Consider the following 17,827-nt stretch of genomic DNA (forward strand, 5'->3'; position numbering starts at 1 on the left):
TCACTTTGCCTGAGCATCCAGCCCGTACCGGTACAGACGGATAGGCCACGCGATCCGGGAGGTGCCGCTGTTGAAGAGCGACACACGGTCGATCTGCGGTACGGGCAGCCAGATGAAGCCGTCCGCGAGAGCAGGTGCGTCGCACCAGTGCAGGCGTGAATCCCGGATGATGGTTGTGATCGTGCCGTCTGGCGAGCGCTTCTTCAGCGCATCGCTTGCCAATTCGGTGAAATAGAGCGTTCCGTCCGATGCCATCGCCGTTCCGCCGACTGGCGGAAGATCCGCCCAAGCTTCCACCTTACGCGCGAGTTCGGTTGCGGGAACACCGGGATCGTCGAGCAGCCGTGTCTCGACCGAGACCAGGGCCCATGCAGACTGCCAAAATAGAGATAGCGTCCATCGGGGCTGACCTCGAGCGGGTCGCTGTTGACCCGCAGTGGGAAGCCGTCCGGCGCGCGGACGATCTCGCCGTCGATCACGATCGGTCGGTCGGTAGGCGCCGTGACCGAGGGGGCGCCGTCGAGCACCCGACGTGTTTCTCCGTTGCGTAAGTCGAGCACGATCAGCCCGGCGCGCCCGGCATCCGTGAAATAGGCATGGTCGCCATGGAAGCGGATGTCGTCGATATAGCTGCCGGGAAGAGCGGCTGGAGGTCCGAAGGGATAAATCCGCTCGACGCGATTAGTGGCGAGATCGATACGCACCGCCTTGGCAGCACCGGGCAATGGATCGCCGCCAAAGCTGGGTGAGCCCGTGTCGATGATCCACAGGCCACCGTGGTTGTCGCGATGGATCGCATTCACGTTGACGAAGGTGTTGGTCACGTCGGCGCCGGGCTGCCACGCGTTCCATGACGCGTCGGGATAAGAGATCAAGCCGTCCTTGCCATCAATCAGTGCGACGGCGGGGCCGTTGGCGCCGGCCCAGCGCGGTCCGGCGACAAAGACGCGATCGCCATCAACCGCAACCGCGTTCCAGATCATACGCCTAGTCTCGGCGGCAACTATGAGTCCGTCAGGTCGTTGCATGTCATCGGAGGTCTGCGCCTGCATTCCTGTCGCGAGTGAAGTTCCCGCCAATGCAGCGGCGGTGGATGCCTGAAGCATGCGCCTGCGGTTCATAGGTCCCATCCCTTCCTTAGGTCTGGGTGGTATCGATCACGATCTTGCGGCAGTTCATGCCCGAGGCGCTGTAGCGCTTGCCGTCGGGAGCAGCGTCAAGCGTAGCGTCTGGTTGACGAAGCTCGACACTAAATGGCTCGATAGAACTCGAGGCAAGTTAAGGGACGCAATTTAGCGCGAATCGAAGCTAAAATGTGTATATTCGATAACCCGTTCTGAGGCCGGAGTGGCCCCGAGGGAAGCTCAGTCGAAGGCGGTGTGTGGGCGACGTGTGCACCGGGAGCTCAAGAAAAATCTCACCACAGCCAGCGTGAGCAGGCTTGTGGCGCATGTGTCGGAGAGGGGAGGAGGCCGGTGCGTGCTAACGAGTACTCTTAGTTGCTCGAAGCGGATGGTCGAAAATCGCGAGTTCGACTCCCACTCTCTCCGCCTCACTGCTTGTCTACTAGATTAGTTCACCACGCAAGTCGTAGGACGGACTGCGCATAGCACGCAAAGCCCAAGCATCTTGAGCAGGCTTCACGATTTGAATGTTGGGCTCATTGGGCAGGGTGCAAGACGGTCTTCTTTATGTCTTGGTACGAACCTTGCGATGATTTGGCTCCAATCGGACATCAATTGCTGGAGCTAGCGCAAACTTGGCCATGATGGACTGGACCGACTGACGTGTCGCGGTGAGAAAGTGTCAGTCTACAACGCGGGGCGTTTCAAACCGATCCGCATGCGAGGCCCAGATCTCCGATCTTGCTGTCCCAGCCGCGACATCGTCACGAATGCGTTGAACCGGCTGATCGATAAGTCCTCGGTCGCAAACTGACTCAAGGAGCACGGCCCCACACACCTCGATAGCCGGCGCCTCATGGGCAAGGCTGAAGGTCGTTGGGCCCCTTGGGCGGTGTAGGGAACGATCGGGCGACGAAACCAGCGTTTTCCTCATCGCTGACGGTATATGAAGCTACGCTGTGTCAGTACGAGCGGTGGCGATGTCCGCTAAGAGTGCGGAGCTATTCAGTCGATTGACTCCAATAGATAGCGGAATCGCCAGTATTCCGAGCGGCACAAATTATTCTGTGAATTCAAGACCGAAAAAATACGGCGGGTATACCGTCGGGATTTGTCCGTCAGACTTGAAGATTTGTGCTTGTAGATCAACGACGAAATGTCGTCCTAAATGATTGAGTGGGAGTGAGGTGCGTCGGCGGTTGAACAGCGGCCGTGCCGCTTCCTCTGCTGCTGCCTTCTCCCGAGACAATCGAGCTCTGGCAGTGCCATCAGCCCGACTGTCCCGGCATTTCGTTATACGTCGCGGTGGCGCATCGCGCCGGTTGAACAGCTGAGGCCAGCTCGACCGATCGATGCGCGCGGCGAGATCAATACGGACCCGGCTCGCAAGGGACGTTGTCGCCGGTCCAGGGTGCAGTGGCAAATGCACCGACGCGCGGCGCCGGAATGCAGGCGCGGCCGTCAACATAGACGGGCTCGTTGCGCGCGGCGACACCGGCCTCCGCGACATGCCGGGAAACGGCGTGGGTCTCACGCGCCATCGCCGGTGACGCGATCATGGCAACCGCGATGAAAGCAGCCGACAACAGTTTGACGTTGGTCATTGAGTTTCTCCGTTTTGGTTTTATGGGCCAAGGAGTCTGGCCTCGTCAGATAGATGTGCACGGAGAGGGCGCATTTGAACGCAATCCTTGCTCACGCCGGCTCAACGCTGCGTGAGTCACGCGATCGGTCGCCGCTGTATTTGAGAGACGGAGTTCCGTGCGCGGCTCAAAGCGGCAACCATCATTGGTTTGCTGGCCATCGTCCGCATCCTGGATGAACGAAACGTAATCCATCACGTCTTCGCGCGAAGCGCGTGAAGGCGGGCTACGCGATCGCTCACCCGCCGCCGCGAGCTATGTGAGCCTGAACATGCTCGCGTCCAGTTGCCCCGGCGCCCATCCGACCAGCCAGGCCGCGCTGCCGGCGGCATCGGTGATGATCGTGGTGTTGGTGCCAGGCACATAGAACTCCGCGGCCTGCACGTCGGCAAACGAATGCAGCGATGTGCCGGCGAAGTTCACGACGTCATTGACGCCACCTGCGTTGAAGTCCTGGATCACCATAGACCCCAACGTCGTGTCGTTGATCATGAATGTGTCCGAGCCGCCGCCGCCCCAGGCATAGTCGATCCCGCCGCCGCCGCTGATGACGTCTGCGCCGCTCCCCATCAGGAACACGTCGACGCCGCTGCCGCCGGTGACGGTGTCGCCGCCATTGGAGCCGTAGACATAGTTCTGGCCCGAACCGCCGTAGATATAGTTGCCGTCGGTCTCGCCTGAGGAGATGAAGATGTTGAGACCGGAGCCGCCGAACATGGTGTCGACGCCGGCGCCGCCGTAGAAGTAATTCGTCCCCAGGCCGCCGTAGAGGTCATCGCCACCGTTGCCACCATACATGACGTTGACGTCGGAGCCTGCCGTGCCGCCCGATCCGACCAGAATGTCGTTGCCGTCACCGCCAAACAGATAGTTGAAACCGGCGCCGCCGTAGATGCTGTCGTTACCGGCTTCGCCGAGGAGCACGTCCAGGCCATTGCCGCCGAACAGCACGTCATTGCCGGCGCCCGCATAGATGTAATCGTTGCCGTCGCCGCCATAGTTGACGTCGTCGCCGGCGAGGCTGACCAGAACGTCGTTGCCGGCAAGGCCGCTCAGCGTATCGTTGCCGCTGCCGCCATACATCAAATCGTTACCGGCGGTCCCGGTGCTGTTAATCGGCAGGTCGCTGACGTTCACCGTCATATCCGCAAACTGCAGATGTTCGACGTTGGTCAGCGTCACGACATTGGTGCCCGACACCAGGATCTGGCCGCCCGATTTGCTGATCGTGTAGCTGCTTCGATTGCCGGAGAACACCGCGGTGTCATCTCCAGCGCCGCCGTCGATAGTGTCGTTACCATTGCCACCGGTAATAGTGTCATTGCCGTCGCCGGCGCTGATCGAATCCGCACCGGCGCTGCCGTTGATGATGTCGGCCTGGCTCGATCCAATCACGGGAGTGGCGACAAAACTGACGTTGATCGTGATGCTGTCGACCCCCGCGGTCCATGACTGGAAGGACACGCCCGACAGATCGACCTGGCTGCTGTTGATGACGATCTTGTCGATACCGGCGCTGCCGACGATAGTCGGAACCGCCGTGACCTGCGTATTGCCCATAAAGGTGATGGTGGAGTTGCCGCTCAGGAACACCAGGCGTTCGACATTGGTGAGGCGGCCATCGCCATAGGTGATGTTGGCGGATTCGAGTTCGATCGTGTCGTTGCCGGCGCCGCCGTCGAGGTCTCCGCCAGCGCTGGAGGCGTTATAGATGAAGGTGTCGTCGCCGGCGCCGCCCTGAACGTTACCCGCGCCATTCAGGGTAATGGTGTCGTTTTGATTGGTTCCGACCAGTGAACCAAAATTGCCGTTGCCGGTGATGATGTTGATCGTATCGACGCCGGGGGTCCACGACGTGAAGGTCAGATGCGAGAAATCGCTGGAGGCATTCTTGAAAGTGACGGAGTCGGCCTGCGCACTGCCGATGAAGGTATTGATCTGGAGGTAACCGGCCTGCACCCCTTGCCCGGAGTCGAAGGTGGCGCTCGAGACGCCGCTGTCGAACTTGACGGTGCTGATTCCGGAAAACCCGCCGGTGCTGAAGTCGACGCTCCCGGCATTCTCGAGATCGATGATGCCCGCGCCGTTATCGCCGATCTGCTCGCCCGCCGCAAAGTCACCCGCCGCGAGGATGAAGACGTCGTTGCCGCCGCCGCCGTTCAGAAAATCCGCACCGCCGCCGCCGGTGATGGTGTCGTCGCCCGCGTGGCCCCAGATATGATCGACCCCGGACGAGCCGACGATGCTGTCGTTACCTGCGAGGATGCCGGTGAAGAAATGTCCGGCCTGGTATCCGAGCGTGATGTTGGTGATGCTTTCGAGTACCGTGGTGCCGTCCGCCGCAACATGATCGACGGAGGTCAGCGTCGTCCATGTCGGGTCGTTCGAAACGGTCAGGCCGGTTCCGTTCAGATACGTAAGCGTGCCGTCGCCGTTGTTGAAAATCAGCCGGGTCGAGGTGGAGTGCACCGAGTCGATGCTGCCGAGGCCGTCGAATGCCCAGGACGCGTTCGCAGTCCCGGAAAAGGCTGTCCAGGTCGCCATAATCTGCCCCCGCAGTATGTCAAAGTTCGAAAAAGCCGAGATTCTTCAGGAATATAGTTCGGTGTGTCAAATTGTCGCGATTAAGTCCAGTGGTAACATTCGAATATCCAAAGCGTGGTGAATGACGCGCGGGTTGGGGTGCTCGGCGTCGCGAATGATGCGCGGCTCGTGGAGGGATCGACGGGGACAGGGCAGGGTGTACCTTGCCGCAGAGACGGCGTTGCCAGTCCGCCGTCTCGCGTACACGTCCGGTTTCTCTGACCTCCCGTGCAGTAGTCCCACTCGTTGGCGCGGCTGTCGTGCGCACCCGAGTGCGGTGTTTGCCGTGAGCGGGCTAAATTCCTTTGGTCGAGACGATGGAGGGGAACGGCAGCCGTTCGGATGGCCGCAGATTCGTATCGTCGCCCTGCAGTCCCGATCTGAGGAACTGGTCGGCGTGTGATACGAAGAGTTCCGGGTACTGGTAGAACGATCCGTGATTTGCATCCGGGTAGAGGATCAGTTGCGCGTTCGCTAGTTTCTGCTGCAGGACATAAGAGTTCACCGTGGGGATGATGACATCGTTGCTGCCCTGCACGATCAGGGTTGGCTGACGGATATCCCTCAGATAGTCGAAGACGCTCTCGGCCGGCGCGATATATTTGCCGATCGCTTCGCGCTGCGCCGCCGCGGCTTCTTCGCTCACCTCGGGGTCGCGATCCAGACGGAGAAGCTTGCGTTTCAGAAAGGCAAGGCCAGCGGCCCGGCTCGAAGCGGACGGCGAAAAGTGAACCGCAAGCCAGAGGTGCTCGGGTGGATCGTAGGTGCCGCCGAAGATCTCTGCGGATTTGCTCGTTGACATATCGGCGCCGCGCGGCCCGGTGCCGACAAGAATGAGCCGGCGAACGAGATCGGAAGCCTGCACGGCGATTTCCTGAGCGACCATGCCGCCGATGGAAAAACCGAGCACGTCGACCTTGGCAAGTCCGAGAGCCTTGATGAAGGCGATGGCGTTTGCCCCCATCTCCTGAAAGCTCGTCGGGACCTGCCCCGAACTGCTGGAAACACCCGCGTTATTGAAAAGAATGACCTCGCGGTTCCTGGCCAGGCCGTCGGTGACGGCTGGATCCCAGTAATCCATGGTCCCGCGGAAATGCTGGTTGAAGACCAGCGGCACGCTGCCTGTCTTGCCAAAACGGCGATAGGCGAAACGGATGCCGTCGGCCTCAACGAATTGTGTTGGCACGGTCTGGTGGGTGTGAGTTATGTCTTGGCGCGGATGAATCATTTCTGGACGGGTGTGGATCACCATGATCTGAGCCTCGATTGTTGCCCGATCTCAGGGGCGTTCTTCGATCGCGTCGACGCGATCGGGGTAGAAGGCCAGGTGGTCCTTGATGGATACCACCGCCGGGTAGGGCGCCTCATACGTCCAGACGGCATTGGTCGAACGCTCGCCGCCGAGCGGAATGCTGAAATAGGCGCAATCGCCTTTATAGGGACAGTAGGTGGAGTGATCCGTCCGCTGAAGGAGCGCCATATCGACGTCCTTGCGCGGAACATAGTGGACGGCCGGATAGGCGGCCTCACGGAGCGTCAATGCGTCCCGCGTGCGGGCAATGATGCGGCCCGCCATCGAGATCACAACCTGATGGGGATTGCGCTCGATCGTGATTGGATGATCCGGCCCCGGAACCTTGATCGGCCCGGCGGGCGCATCTTTGATCTGTTGCATGATTTATCCTTTGGATCGTTCAGCGCGACGCGACCCTTCGCGCCCGGACCGGAGTTAGTGGCTCTTGCCACCATCGACATTGAGGACATGGCCGGTGATGTATGACGCTTCGTCCGACGCGATGAAGACGATCGCGTTGGCAAGCTCCTCCGAGAGGCCAAGGCGAGCCATCGGAACGGTCGTCACCAGAGCCGCCTTGTTGTCCGGCGTGCCGGTGAAGCGGGTCAGCATGCCGGTGTCCGTCGGGCCGGGCGCCACCGCGTTCACGCGGATTCCGGATTTCGCGAGCTCGAGCGCCACCGACTTGGTGATGCCTTCGACGGCGTGCTTGCTGCCGACGTAGATCGAGGCCCCCGCCGCGCCCTCGTGCCCATAGGTCGAGGAGATGTTGATGATAGTACCGCTGCGTTGTCCCTGCATGACGCGCGCTTCGTGCTTCATGCTCAGGATCACGCCGAGGACATTGGTGTCGAACGTCGCGGCATAGCTTTCCGCGGTCTGGTCCGTGATCGGGCCGGGTCGGCCTTCGGTGCCGGCGTTGTTGACCGCAACATCCAGCCGGCCGAACCGCGCGACGGTCTTGTCGACGAGGGAGCGGACGTCATCTTCCTTGCGAACATCGGCGTTGATGAACTCGGCCTCCGCACCGAGGTCACGCAGCTCGCTCGCCAACGCCTTGCCGGCCTCGTCGCGCCGGCCGGCAACGACGACTTTGGCGCCCTTCCTGGCGAAAGCGATGGCTGCGGCACGCCCGATGCCGGTAAGTCCACCTGTGATCAAGACGACGGGGTTGCTCATGGATCCAATCCTTCATTGCGTTGCGTTGGACCGAAGATGGGCTCCCCCGCAGGCTTGAAAAATGGGCTGTAGTTCCAAACATATCGGACTTGGTTGTCCGCAATGGAGCTTCGGTGGATGGACAGTCTGGGATCGCTACATGCCTTCGTTCAGGCCGCGGAAGCCCGAAGCTTCACGGTTGCGGGACGGCAACTCGGCGTGTCGTCGTCGGCGATCGGCAAGGCGGTGGCGCGGATGGAGGAACGACTCGGCGTGCGTCTCTTTCATCGCAGCACGCGCAGCATCACGCTGACCGTGGAGGGCGCCCTGTTTCTCGAACGCTGCCGGCGCATCTTCTCTGAAATCGAAGCGGCCGAGCTCGAACTATCGCAGACGAAGGACGTGCCGCGCGGCACACTGCGTGTCGGCCTGCCATTGGCCGGCATTCTGCTGATGCCAACTCTCGTTGCGTTCATGCGGGCCTATCCAGAGATCCTGCTGGATCTCGATTTCAGCGATCGGGTGGTCGATGTGATCGAGGAGGGCTTCGACGCGGTGGTACGCTTCGCCGATTCCGGTGACTCGCGTCTGATGTCCCGGGCTTTGGGCATCTATCGCCGGCGACTGGTGGCGGCCCCGGCCTACCTGGCGGCGAGGGGTGTTCCTCTGACCCCGGACGACCTCAAGGCTCATGCCTGTCTGCACCACAAGTTTCCGACCAGCGGAAAGTTCGAGCGCTGGCCGCTGCGGCCCGAGCATGCCGGCGTCGAGAGGGAGCTGCCCAGAACGGCCGTGGCAAGTACGCTCGAGCCAATCATCTTCATGGCCGAACAGGGCATGGGTATCGCCTACCTGCCGGACTTCGCCATCAGCAGGCAACTTCGTGAGGGCCTCCTCGTCACGGTGCTCGACGACTACACTGACCGCTCGGGGCCGCTGCGGGTCCTATGGCCGTCGAACCGGCATCTCGCTCCCAAGCTCCGCGTGTTTGTCGACTTTCTCGCCGCGAACCTCATCCCCGCCGTCGAAGGCGAAGCAAGGGCAGCTGTATAAGTTGCGGGGTAACAAACGTCGGGATGAGTGTCGCGAGATCTGAGGGTCCGCGCAACGCGCTCCGTTACGCGATTGATTTGCGTCGGATGGCGCAAATCAAATCCCGCTCCCTGGCCTGCGACAAATCACCCCGACGGGCAACTCAGCAAAACCTGTCAATCCCGCGATAAGAAAATATTCCGCTTGGCGTTTGACCCAACTCAGATGTTCAATCTGTGCGTCCCACCCGATCGAGGGGCGTTTCGCGATCGTCACGAGCGCGGTGTGGGATGCGGTGGACGCGGATTGCGCAACTGACGAGTGCGCATGAGGCGGACGGTGAAGTCGTGTGGTCCTGACGCCCTAGCGGCAGGTGTCTCGTCGCAACACGCGAAGGCGCGATGCGGGGGCGGTGACAAACAAGCCCAGTCTCGCCGGGGAGAGCACGAAGTAAGCCGCACAACCATCGCGCAGGGAAGGCCGGGATGTTTCCGGTTACACCTGTGGTCCTACCCCCGTGCTTTCTACCTTTTGCACGGGGCCCATGGGTGCGATCGGCACCCGGTCTTCCCTGCGCCCTCTGCAAGAGAGAGGGCGGAACGAAGAGCAAAGCTCGGGCAATTCATGTCGCGAGAATGCGAAAGTACGTCCCCATCCTCAGCTGTCATCGCCCGGCTCGCCGCCTTCGCTAAAGCTTCGGCGTGCCAGGGATTCGTGGCCTCGTCGAAGCCTTGGCGGAGACGGGACCGGGCGATCCAGCACGCCGCGGCCTCTCGGCTCAAGCACGGGCGTCTCTGGAATACTGGATCACCCGCATGCGCGGGTGATGACACCGCGTGGTGCGACAACTTGAATCGAGAACCATCCTCATCGTCGTCCTGGCGGAAGCCAGGACCCATTACGCCAAATGGCAATTGTTATGCGACGCTGGGGCCATGATCTCGTTCATGATCAAATTCGGTGGTTATGGGTCCTGGCTCCCGTGCGCAATTGCGCACTAGGCCAGGACGACGGTGGTGCTGTAGAGGCGGTGCTGCGACAAACGCCATCCTGCAAATTATTTTCATCAGTCTGTTGCCGTGATGTCGGCTGGCGTCTTCGCCAATCGTCCTGTGCACAAACCAGGAGACTGCAAATGACCGATCTCGTCACATGCCTTTGGTTCGACCAGGGCCGGGCGCGCGAAGCGGCGGAGTTTTACGCCGCGACTTTCCCCGACAGCCATGTCGATGCGGGCCACCCATCGCCGATACCGGGTATCGGGCAGGGCGACGAGCTGACCGTGGAGTTTACGTTGCTTGGCCGCCGCTTCGTCGGGCTGAACGGCGGCTCCAACTACACGCCGAACGAGGCGGTGAGCTTCATGGTGCTGACCGACAGCCAGGACGAGACCGATCGCTACTGGAATGCGATCACCACAGGTGGCGGCAAGGAATTGCCGTGCGGCTGGTGCCGGGATCGCTGGGGCTTTGCCTGGCAGATCACGCCGCGACGGTTGCTCGCGCTCGTCAACGGAGCGGACCGCGCCGCAGGAAAGCGCGCGATGGAGGCGATGATGACGATGACCAAGATCGACATCGCCGCGATCGAGCGGGCGGCGGTGTGAATGCGTAGAGGCGTAGGGTGGACTGGCGAAGCGTAATCCACCATGCTGTTGGGTTTTGGTCCATATGGCGGGTTACGCGAAGCCTGTCATCGGGCCGCGCTTCGCGCGGACCCGTTGGCTAACCCGCCCTACGATTCCCGACTAACCGCGCGACAGCTTCTCGAACCGCTTGATCAGCCGCTCCCGTTTCAGGCGGGACAGCCGCCTGATCCAGAACACGCCGTCGAGCTGATCGATCTCGTGCTGGTGGCACACTGCGCGCAGGCCGTCCGACTCCTCGGTGTGCATGTTGCCGTCGGTGTCCTGATAGCGGATCCGGAGGCGCGCGTGCCGTTCGACCTCGTCATTGACGCCGGGCATCGAGACGCTGCCCTCCTTGTGCAGGATCATCTCGCCCGACGCCCAGATGATCTCCGGATTGACATAGGTGCGCGGGCCCTCGCTGGCGTCGAGCTCGAGCACCACGACCCGCAGCGCCACGCCGATATGCGGCGCGGTGATGCCGATGCCGGGCGCGGCGTGCATGGTCTCGAGCAGGTCGGCTGCCAGCTCGCGCAGCGCGTCGTCGAACAGGCTCACCGGCAGCGCGGTGAGCGCAAGCCGCGGATCGGGATAGCGGACGATGGGGCGGATGGTCATGCCAGCGTCTTAGGCCAGCGCGCGGCGCCGGACAACACGCGCTTGCAAAGGCGCTGCTCAGAGACGCTTTTCGAAGAACAGGTCGGGGTAGGGGTCGTCGTTGAAGCGCGGGATCTCGGTCCAGCCGCTCCGGCGATAGAGCTGACCGGCTTCCGCCAGTGCGCTGTTGGTGTCGAGCCGCAGCACCGCGACGCCAAGCTCGCGCGCGGCGCGCTCGGCCGCGTCCATCAGGCGGCGGCCGAGGCCGAGCCCGCGCGCGGCCGGCGCGACCCAGAGCCGCTTGATCTCCGCGAATTCGCCGCTGCTGCCCTTCAGTCCGACGCAGCCGAGCGGCAGGCCGTCCGACATCGCCACGATGAAGCTGCCGCGCGGACGCACCATGTCCTTGGCATCAGGATCGCGCGACAGCTTGACGTCAAACCCCTGTTTGAAGCGTCGCCCGAGCTCGGCGTAATATTCGCCGAGGCAGTAGCGTGCTTCCTCGCTGCGCGGGTCCATCTCTTGCAGAGCGGTGCCGTCGCGCCCCAGTGCCGAGGCGATCATGTCCATCGCCGCCAGCAGCGCCTCGCGTTGCGTGTGGTGGGCGAGGAAGTCCTTTGCCTGCCGGTTGGAGATCGCCTCATAGGCGTTGAACTCGCGCTTGCCCGCCGGCGTCAGCTTGGCGATGCGGCGGCGCGCGTCGTCGCCATGCGCCGTGGTCTCGATCAGCCCCTCGTCCTCGAGGCTGCGCAACAGACGGCTCATCAGGCCGGAATCGAGCCCGAGATAATCCCTGATCTCGCCCACGTCCGTGCGTCCATGCCCGATCGCGTTGAGCACGCGCGCGGCGCCGAGCGGCCGGCCGCGCCCGAGAAACGAGGTGTCGAGCGCGCCGACGGCGGATGTGACGGCACGGTTGAAGCGGCGGACGCGGGAAACAGGGTCGAGCATATATCTGACTTTAGTCAGATATCGTCTCTGCGTCAATCGCCCGCTATTCCGCTGCGTCCCTTCATGCCGCGTCCGCGGTCACGCGGCGGCTATTCTGGCCTTGACGGCTTGCGGATCGATAAAGCCGCCGAAGCCGACCGCGATCCGGTTCCAGCCGTTGACGATGTTGATCAGCAAGGTCACCCTGACCTGCTCTTCCGCCGTGAAATGCGCCTTCAGCGTCTCGTAGGCGGCGACATGGGTGTGCTGCTCGCAGAGCCGCGTCAGCGCCTCGGTCCAGCCGAGCGCGGCGCGCTCGCGGTCGGTGTAGCAGGGCGCCTCGCGCCAGGCCGACAACAGATAAATGCGCTGCTCGGTCTCGCCCTCGTCGCGGGCGAACGTCGCATGCAAATTGATGCAATTGGCGCAGCCATTGATCTGGGAGGCGCGGATCTTGATGAGCTCGGCGAGCCGCGGCTCGAGGCTGGCCGCGATCGCGACGGAGGCCTCGAACCAGATCTTCATGATTTTTGGGGCGGCGGCGAGGGGATCAAGTCTGACAGTCATGCTGGGGTCCTCGGTGTTGTCCGACATCAAGACGAACGGGGGACGGCCAACGTGACATGATGGCGAGATTTTTCTGGAATCTAGTTCCGCGACAGCACCAGCACATTGCCGGCCAGGATCGCGGCAGCGCCGGCGAGCACCGGCCAGCCCAGCGCAAGGTGCTCGAACAGCGCGGACAGCACGAGGGCAACCAGCGGCACCAGCGCGAGTGTGTAGGCGGCGCGGCCGGGACCGAGCCGGCGCACCAGCTCGAAATACAGCATGAAAGTGATGCAGGACGCGGCGATCGCGAGATAGAGGAAGCTTGTGAGATAAGAAAGGGAAATGTCGGCCGCAAACGGCGTGCCGGTCGCTGTGGCCCAAAGCGCGCTCGCGGCCGCGCCGACGAATGCGCCCCAGGCGAGCACGGAGACGACGGGAAGTCCGGCGCGCTGGTTGCGCGCACCGACGGTGGTCCCGGCGCCGGTCGCGACCGCCGCGGTGAGCGCCCAGGCGAAACCTGCAAGCGGCGCGGCGCCATGCGTGGCGGCGCCGGGCAGGAAGATGATGGCGAGGCCGAGGATGCCGCACAGCGCTCCCCACACGAAGCCGGAGGAGATCGGGACGCCGAGCGCAGCGCGCGCGATCACGGCGGCGAACAGCGACGATGTCGACAGCACCAGCGCCGCAAGCCCGCTCGGCATCCGCGCGGTCGCTTCATAGAAGGCGATGAAGGCAATGGCGAAGAACAGCAGGCCCTGCAGCGCGACGGCCGGACGATCTTTTCGCGGGATCGCCAGCGGCACGCCGCGCAGCCGGCCGTAGCCGAGCAGGATGAGGCCCGCCAGCACCATGCGCAGTGCGACCGACCACGGCGCCGGCGTCACGCCGGCCTGCATCGCGGTTGCCAGCGCGCCGCCGCCCCACAGCAGTGCGGTGAGCGCGAACAGTGCGGCGGTCATGGCGCGCCGGCGTTGTCAAGTAGCGTGTGCCAGCCGCCGGCGTCGATCCGTGCGCTTTCTCCCTCAAGCCTGGTGAGGGCGGAATCCAGCGTCGTTCGCTCGCCCTCAGAGAGGCGCGCCAGCAGCCGCGCCTCGATCGCGCTGCCGAGCGCGGCGATCCGGTTGAAGGCGGCCCGGCCGCTGGGGGTGATGCTGACCGCGGCGAAGCGGCGATCGGTCTTGCCGGGGCGGCGCAGCGCGAAGCCGAGCTCGACCAGCTGGCCGATGCCGCGGCTAACCGCGAACGGATCGAGCGCGCAGGCGCGGCCGATCTCGGAGGCATTGGCGGCATTCCGTTCGGCGATGACGGCGAGGATGCGCCAGCCGGCCTGGCTCAGTCCGAATGTCTCGCCGTAAAAACTCTCGAGCGGGCGGACGACCTGCGCGGCGACCAGGAACAGGCGGTAAGGCAGCCAGGCGCTGAGCTTGAGGCCATCATCGGAAGCTGGGGCGGTCTGTTTCATGGGTGGAGAGGCTCGCACAGGTAATTGCAGAGTGCAAGCATATCGCAAAGATAAGGTCAGGCATCGAGGGGCATGCGGGAAAATCCCGACACACTTGTCACTCCCACCCGTCGCTGCCGCCGCGCCAGATTGGGGCATGGCCAATGACGAACGGCCGCGGACGTGGAACTGCGCCGAGGCCCCCGAGTTCGTCCAAATCGGAGATGGAGATCATGATGAGCAAATCAGCGGAAAACGATCGCGGCGGACTGGCGGCGATGCAGACGCCGCCGGTGGTGTCGCAGGAGGCGTGGGAGGCGGCGCGCCTGCAGATGCTGGTGAAGGAGAAGGCGCAGGTGCGGGCGCGCGACGCACTCGCCGCCGAGCGGCGGCGGATGCCTTGGATGGCGGTCGAGAAGCCGTATGTCTTCGAGGGACCGAACGGCAAGGTCAGCCTGCTCGATCTGTTCGAGGGCCGCCGGCAGCTGATCGTCTACCGCGCCTTCTTCGAGCCCGGCGTGTTCGGTTGGCCCGATCACGGCTGTCGCGGTTGCTCGCTCGGCGCCGATCAGGTCAGCCATCTCTCCCATCTGAACCAGCGCGACACCACGCTCGCCTACGCCTCGCGCGCGCCGCAGGCCGATATCGCGCGGCTGAAGGCGCGGATGGAGTGGGAGATGCCGTGGTACACCATCACCGACAGTTTCGATGCCGACTTCGGCGTCGCCGAGTGGCACGGCCACAACGTCTTCATTCACGACGGCGCGCGGATCTTCCGCACCTATCTCGTCAACAGCCGCGGTGACGAATCGATGGGGACGGTCTGGAGCTATCTCGACATCACGCCGTTCGGCCGCCAGGAGCTCTGGGAGGATTCGCCGAAGGGCTATCCGCAGGGCCCGACCTACAAATGGTGGAACTGGCACGACAATTACGATGCCGAGGCGACGCCGAATGCAAAATGGGCGGCAGTCACCGATGCCGGCGAGGCCGCGTTCCGTGAGATCGCGGAGCAGGAGCGCAAGGCCACTTGACGGGGTGGGGCAGGGAGGGCGCGCAGCGTCCTCCCTAGCGGCAGTTGTTCCTTGCGGCCGACAGCGTCTTCAGCGCCGACAACGTCTGCCGGAGCCCGCGGTCAAGGCGTTTGTCGCGGCGGATGACGACGGCGAGCCGGCGGTACAGCTTTGGCGACAGCGACCGCACGACGAGGTCGCGCTGTCCGGTCCTGGCGGGGACGGCCATGCCGGGCAGCACCGCGCAGCCAAGCCCGGCGCGCACCATCTCCTTGATCGCCTCGACGCTGCCGAGTGACATCAGCGGTTTCAACGACACGCCGCCGCGCGCCAGCCACTCGTCCGCGGTGCGTCGCGTGTTGCCGCCGGGCTCGAACAGCAGGACCGGCCTGGTCGCCAGCACCTCGGGCGTGATCCGCGCCGGCAGTTGCATGTCGCGGGGCGCGATCAGCACGAACTCGTCGTTCATGACAGGGGTGATCTCAAAACTTCGCCCCGACACCGGCAGCGTGACCAGTGCGATGTCGATCGTGTTGTCCTCGACGGCTCTGGCGATCTCCGCCGTGTTGCCCGTGGTGACCGTGATCTCGAGCGAGGGCAGTGCGGCGCGCAGCTCCTTCAGGATCGGCGGCAGCAGGAAGATGCAGGCGGTCGCGCCCGTGCCGAGCCGCACCCGGCCTGCCGTTCCCGTCGTCTGCTGCGCGACGGCGTCGACCGCCGACGTCACGGCCGCGTTGATCTGCTGCGCATGCGACAGCAAGGCGACGCCGGCGGCGGTCGGTCGGGCCCGCCGTCCGACGCGCTCGATCAGGGTTGCATTCAGGCTGCGCTCGAGCTGGCGCACCTGCAGGCTCACCGCGGGCTGCGTCAGCTGCAGCCGTTCGGCCGCCGCGGAGAAGCTGCCGCAATCGATCACCACGGCGAAGCTCTCGAGATAGTCGAGGTTGAGGCTCTTCATCAAAGTATCTCTTATGCGTCGCATAAGCTGTCGAAGCTTCACTTATATAACGCCAGGACGCATGCTCGAGCAACATTGACGGCCTGGGTGAGAGACGGAATGGCGGTAGGCAGCAACGGCGTCGTGGTCCGCGACGCTGCGGACGGAGACATGGCTGACGTGCAGGGCATCTACGCCCATCACGTGCTCAACGGACTGGCGACCTTCGAGGAAGTGCCGCCGACGGTGGACGAGGTGCGCAGCCGCCGGAACGCCGTGCTGGCGGCTGGGCTGCCGTATCTCGTGGCTGTCGTTGACGGCCGGGTGGCCGGCTATTCCTATGCGACATCGTATCGGCCGCGGCCCGCCTATCGCCATACGATCGAGGATTCGGTCTATGTATCGGAAGGCCTGCGCGGGCGCCGCATCGGCGCTGCTTTGCTCGAAACACTGATCGCGCGCGCAGAAGCAGGACCCTGGCGGCAGATGCTGGCGGTGATCGGCAACAGCGGCAACGCCGGATCGATCGCGCTGCACCGTCGCTTGGGCTTTCAGCCGGTGGGCACCCTGACCTCGGTCGGCTTCAAGCTCGGCCAATGGGTCGACACCGTGCTGATGCAGCGGCCACTTGGGCCGGGCGCTGCCACGCTTCCCTCGGAGCGGGAGACGGCCCGGTGATCGAACGCCGGGTCGTGGCTGCCCTCGGGCTTGCCCAACTGATATCGTGGGGGGCAACGTACTACCTGATCGGCGGCTTCGGCGAGCAGATCGTTTCAGATCTCGGCTGGAGCCGCGACATCGTCTACGGCGGATTTGCCGCTGCGCTGTTGGTGATGGGCGTGACGTCACCGCTCGCGGGCCGTTGGGTGGACGGCCGCGGCGGCCGCGAGGTCATGGTCGCGGGCGCCGTGATCAACGCGCTCGGCTGCGCCGGTCTCGCGGCCTCGCATCAGATCAGCAGCTATTTCGTATCCTGGATCATCCTTGGCCTCGGCATGCGGCTGACGCTATACGATGCCGCGTTCGCGGCGCTGGCCCGGATCGGCGGACCAGAGGCGCGCCGCGCGATGTCCGGCATCACCCTGCTCGGTGGCCTGGCGGCAACGGTATTCTGGCCGCTCGGCCATACGCTCTCGGAATACTTCGGCTGGCGCATCGCGGTGTTGGCCTATGCGGGCTTTGCGCTGTCGACGATCCCGCTGCATCTGCTGATCCCGAACCAGCGGTTTGCCGGCGTGCCGGGCTCCAGTTCGGTGGTGCCCAAGCAGCCGCGCGCGGTCGGCCGGCGGCAGCTTGCGGCGGCAGGCGGGCTCTACGCCGTGATCATGACCGGCGCGAATTTCCTGAATGCCGGGATGTCCGCGCACATGATCGCGGTGCTCTCCGGCCTCGGGCTCACCGTCACCATGGCGGTGTGGATCGCAACGTTCCGGGGAATTGGGCAATCCGCCGCGCGTCTCTGCGAAGTGCTGTTCGGCGGACGGATCGATCCGCTCGCGCTCAACCTGGCCGCCTGCCTGATCATGCCGCTCTCCTTCATCGCCGGCCTGTTCAGCGGGTCGTCGAAGGAGATGGGGATCGCCTTCGCGCTGCTGTACGGCGCCTGCAACGGCATTCTGACGATTACGAGGGGAACGCTGCCGCTGATCCTGTTCGATCATCGCAGCTATGGCACGTTGGTCGGCCGGCTGATTGTTCCGAGCTTCATCCTGCCGGCGGCGGCGCCGCTGGCCTATGCGATCGTGATCGACCGGCTCGGCGATGCGAGTGCGCTCTATCTGTCCACCGGCCTTGCCGCGATGACGTTGCTTGCGGCCGCCCTGCTGAAGGTGATGTTCCCCAGAACGCCCTGAGCTCGAGGACTCCCTGTTGTCAGCACCGCACGATATCCTGCTTCGA

At 63.9% G+C, this 17,827-nt stretch carries 18 protein-coding genes; 5 read left to right on the forward strand and 13 right to left on the reverse strand.

Annotation, left to right across the window (positions count from 1 at the left end; genetic code table 11):
• From V5279_RS19285 to V5279_RS19315, 7 genes are all read right to left on the reverse strand, one after another.
• Positions 1-255, reverse strand: a complete 255-nt coding sequence (locus V5279_RS19285) for a hypothetical protein (RefSeq protein WP_338700010.1) — start codon at positions 253-255, stop codon at positions 1-3.
• On the reverse strand, positions 204-1,121 hold the full coding sequence (locus V5279_RS19290; RefSeq protein ID WP_338700012.1) for an L-dopachrome tautomerase-related protein: 918 nt from the start codon (positions 1,119-1,121) through the stop codon (positions 204-206). Before V5279_RS19290 ends, V5279_RS19285 begins: the two co-directional genes overlap by 52 nt.
• A gap of 1,370 nt (positions 1,122-2,491) precedes the next feature.
• Positions 2,492-2,728 (reverse strand): hypothetical protein, encoded by a 237-nt coding sequence (locus V5279_RS19295; protein ID WP_166296486.1) that lies wholly within the window; start codon positions 2,726-2,728, stop codon positions 2,492-2,494.
• A 294-nt stretch (positions 2,729-3,022) separates the two neighbouring features.
• Complete coding sequence (locus V5279_RS19300; protein WP_338700015.1) at positions 3,023-5,311, reverse strand: calcium-binding protein; 2,289 nt, start codon at positions 5,309-5,311, stop codon at positions 3,023-3,025.
• Positions 5,312-5,645: 334 nt separating this feature from the next.
• Positions 5,646-6,602 carry an alpha/beta hydrolase gene (locus V5279_RS19305; protein ID WP_338700017.1) on the reverse strand — a complete coding sequence of 319 codons (957 nt, stop codon included), beginning with the start codon at positions 6,600-6,602 and terminating at the stop codon, positions 5,646-5,648.
• 27 nt (positions 6,603-6,629) lie between these two features.
• Entirely contained in the window at positions 6,630-7,025 is a 396-nt protein-coding gene (locus tag V5279_RS19310; RefSeq protein WP_338700019.1) for a DUF427 domain-containing protein, read from the reverse strand.
• 54 nt (positions 7,026-7,079) lie between these two features.
• Complete coding sequence (locus V5279_RS19315; protein ID WP_338700021.1) at positions 7,080-7,823, reverse strand: glucose 1-dehydrogenase; 744 nt, start codon at positions 7,821-7,823, stop codon at positions 7,080-7,082.
• A gap of 117 nt (positions 7,824-7,940) precedes the next feature.
• On the opposite strand from V5279_RS19315, the gene V5279_RS19320 reads away from it, so the two are divergent.
• Positions 7,941-8,855, forward strand: a complete 915-nt coding sequence (locus tag V5279_RS19320; RefSeq protein WP_338700023.1) for a LysR family transcriptional regulator — start codon at positions 7,941-7,943, stop codon at positions 8,853-8,855.
• Between the two features lie 1,114 nt (positions 8,856-9,969).
• Positions 9,970-10,440, forward strand: a complete 471-nt coding sequence (locus tag V5279_RS19325; RefSeq protein ID WP_338700025.1) for a VOC family protein — start codon at positions 9,970-9,972, stop codon at positions 10,438-10,440.
• A gap of 141 nt (positions 10,441-10,581) precedes the next feature.
• Here V5279_RS19325 and V5279_RS19330 read toward each other — a convergent pair whose 3' ends face one another.
• The 5 genes from V5279_RS19330 to V5279_RS19350 all read right to left on the reverse strand — a co-directional run bounded on the left by V5279_RS19330 (position 10,582) and on the right by V5279_RS19350 (position 13,999).
• Complete coding sequence (locus tag V5279_RS19330) at positions 10,582-11,079, reverse strand: peptide deformylase (RefSeq protein ID WP_338700027.1); 498 nt, start codon at positions 11,077-11,079, stop codon at positions 10,582-10,584.
• 57 nt (positions 11,080-11,136) lie between these two features.
• Positions 11,137-12,009, reverse strand: coding sequence for a bifunctional helix-turn-helix transcriptional regulator/GNAT family N-acetyltransferase (locus V5279_RS19335; protein ID WP_338700029.1), 873 nt, complete (start codon positions 12,007-12,009; stop codon positions 11,137-11,139).
• A gap of 78 nt (positions 12,010-12,087) precedes the next feature.
• A complete protein-coding gene (locus V5279_RS19340) occupies positions 12,088-12,555 on the reverse strand; it encodes a carboxymuconolactone decarboxylase family protein (RefSeq protein ID WP_338700031.1) in 468 nt (155 codons plus the stop codon).
• Between the two features lie 80 nt (positions 12,556-12,635).
• A complete protein-coding gene (locus V5279_RS19345; protein ID WP_338700032.1) occupies positions 12,636-13,496 on the reverse strand; it encodes a DMT family transporter in 861 nt (286 codons plus the stop codon).
• Entirely contained in the window at positions 13,493-13,999 is a 507-nt protein-coding gene (locus V5279_RS19350) for a MarR family winged helix-turn-helix transcriptional regulator (protein WP_338700033.1), read from the reverse strand. Before V5279_RS19350 ends, V5279_RS19345 begins: the two co-directional genes overlap by 4 nt.
• 215 nt (positions 14,000-14,214) lie before the next feature.
• On the opposite strand from V5279_RS19350, the gene V5279_RS19355 reads away from it, so the two are divergent.
• The gene (locus V5279_RS19355) at positions 14,215-15,012 is read left to right on the forward strand and encodes a DUF899 domain-containing protein (RefSeq protein WP_338701288.1); all 798 of its coding nucleotides are present in this window, start codon (positions 14,215-14,217) and stop codon (positions 15,010-15,012) included.
• Between the two features lie 34 nt (positions 15,013-15,046).
• Here V5279_RS19355 and V5279_RS19360 read toward each other — a convergent pair whose 3' ends face one another.
• Positions 15,047-15,949, reverse strand: coding sequence for a LysR family transcriptional regulator (locus V5279_RS19360; RefSeq protein ID WP_338700034.1), 903 nt, complete (start codon positions 15,947-15,949; stop codon positions 15,047-15,049).
• Between the two features lie 99 nt (positions 15,950-16,048).
• Between V5279_RS19360 and V5279_RS19365 the strand changes: the two genes are divergently transcribed.
• Together V5279_RS19365 and V5279_RS19370 are read left to right on the forward strand one after the other, a co-directional pair.
• Positions 16,049-16,606, forward strand: a complete 558-nt coding sequence (locus tag V5279_RS19365; RefSeq protein ID WP_338700035.1) for an N-acetyltransferase family protein — start codon at positions 16,049-16,051, stop codon at positions 16,604-16,606.
• Positions 16,603-17,781, forward strand: coding sequence for an MFS transporter (locus tag V5279_RS19370; RefSeq protein WP_338700037.1), 1,179 nt, complete (start codon positions 16,603-16,605; stop codon positions 17,779-17,781). Before V5279_RS19365 ends, V5279_RS19370 begins: the two co-directional genes overlap by 4 nt.
• Positions 17,782-17,827: the final 46 nt, after the last annotated feature.

The sequence above is a fragment of the Bradyrhizobium sp. 26S5 genome (assembly GCF_036923295.1).
GTDB classification, from domain to species: Bacteria; Pseudomonadota; Alphaproteobacteria; order Rhizobiales; family Xanthobacteraceae; genus Bradyrhizobium; species Bradyrhizobium septentrionale.

Bases quoted from the DNA above. Each gene is read 5' to 3' on its own strand.
- V5279_RS19360 (WP_338700034.1), bottom strand. From the start codon at position 15,949: ATGAAGAGCCTCAACCTCGACTATCTCGAGAGCTTCGCCGTGGTGATC.
- V5279_RS19320 (WP_338700023.1), top strand. From the start codon at position 7,941: ATGGACAGTCTGGGATCGCTACATGCCTTCGTTCAGGCCGCGGAAGCC.
- V5279_RS19345 (WP_338700032.1), bottom strand. From the start codon at position 13,496: ATGACCGCCGCACTGTTCGCGCTCACCGCACTGCTGTGGGGCGGCGGC.
- V5279_RS19300 (WP_338700015.1), bottom strand. From the start codon at position 5,311: ATGGCGACCTGGACAGCCTTTTCCGGGACTGCGAACGCGTCCTGGGCA.
- V5279_RS19290 (WP_338700012.1), bottom strand. From the start codon at position 1,121: ATGAACCGCAGGCGCATGCTTCAGGCATCCACCGCCGCTGCATTGGCG.
- V5279_RS19350 (WP_338700033.1), bottom strand. From the start codon at position 13,999: ATGAAACAGACCGCCCCAGCTTCCGATGATGGCCTCAAGCTCAGCGCC.
- V5279_RS19310 (WP_338700019.1), bottom strand. From the start codon at position 7,025: ATGCAACAGATCAAAGATGCGCCCGCCGGGCCGATCAAGGTTCCGGGG.
- V5279_RS19315 (WP_338700021.1), bottom strand. From the start codon at position 7,823: ATGAGCAACCCCGTCGTCTTGATCACAGGTGGACTTACCGGCATCGGG.
- V5279_RS19295 (WP_166296486.1), bottom strand. From the start codon at position 2,728: ATGACCAACGTCAAACTGTTGTCGGCTGCTTTCATCGCGGTTGCCATG.
- V5279_RS19355 (WP_338701288.1), top strand. From the start codon at position 14,215: ATGAGCAAATCAGCGGAAAACGATCGCGGCGGACTGGCGGCGATGCAG.
- V5279_RS19335 (WP_338700029.1), bottom strand. From the start codon at position 12,009: ATGCTCGACCCTGTTTCCCGCGTCCGCCGCTTCAACCGTGCCGTCACA.
- V5279_RS19340 (WP_338700031.1), bottom strand. From the start codon at position 12,555: ATGACTGTCAGACTTGATCCCCTCGCCGCCGCCCCAAAAATCATGAAG.
- V5279_RS19305 (WP_338700017.1), bottom strand. From the start codon at position 6,602: ATGGTGATCCACACCCGTCCAGAAATGATTCATCCGCGCCAAGACATA.
- V5279_RS19365 (WP_338700035.1), top strand. From the start codon at position 16,049: ATGGCGGTAGGCAGCAACGGCGTCGTGGTCCGCGACGCTGCGGACGGA.
- V5279_RS19325 (WP_338700025.1), top strand. From the start codon at position 9,970: ATGACCGATCTCGTCACATGCCTTTGGTTCGACCAGGGCCGGGCGCGC.
- V5279_RS19285 (WP_338700010.1), bottom strand. From the start codon at position 255: ATGGCATCGGACGGAACGCTCTATTTCACCGAATTGGCAAGCGATGCG.
- V5279_RS19330 (WP_338700027.1), bottom strand. From the start codon at position 11,079: ATGACCATCCGCCCCATCGTCCGCTATCCCGATCCGCGGCTTGCGCTC.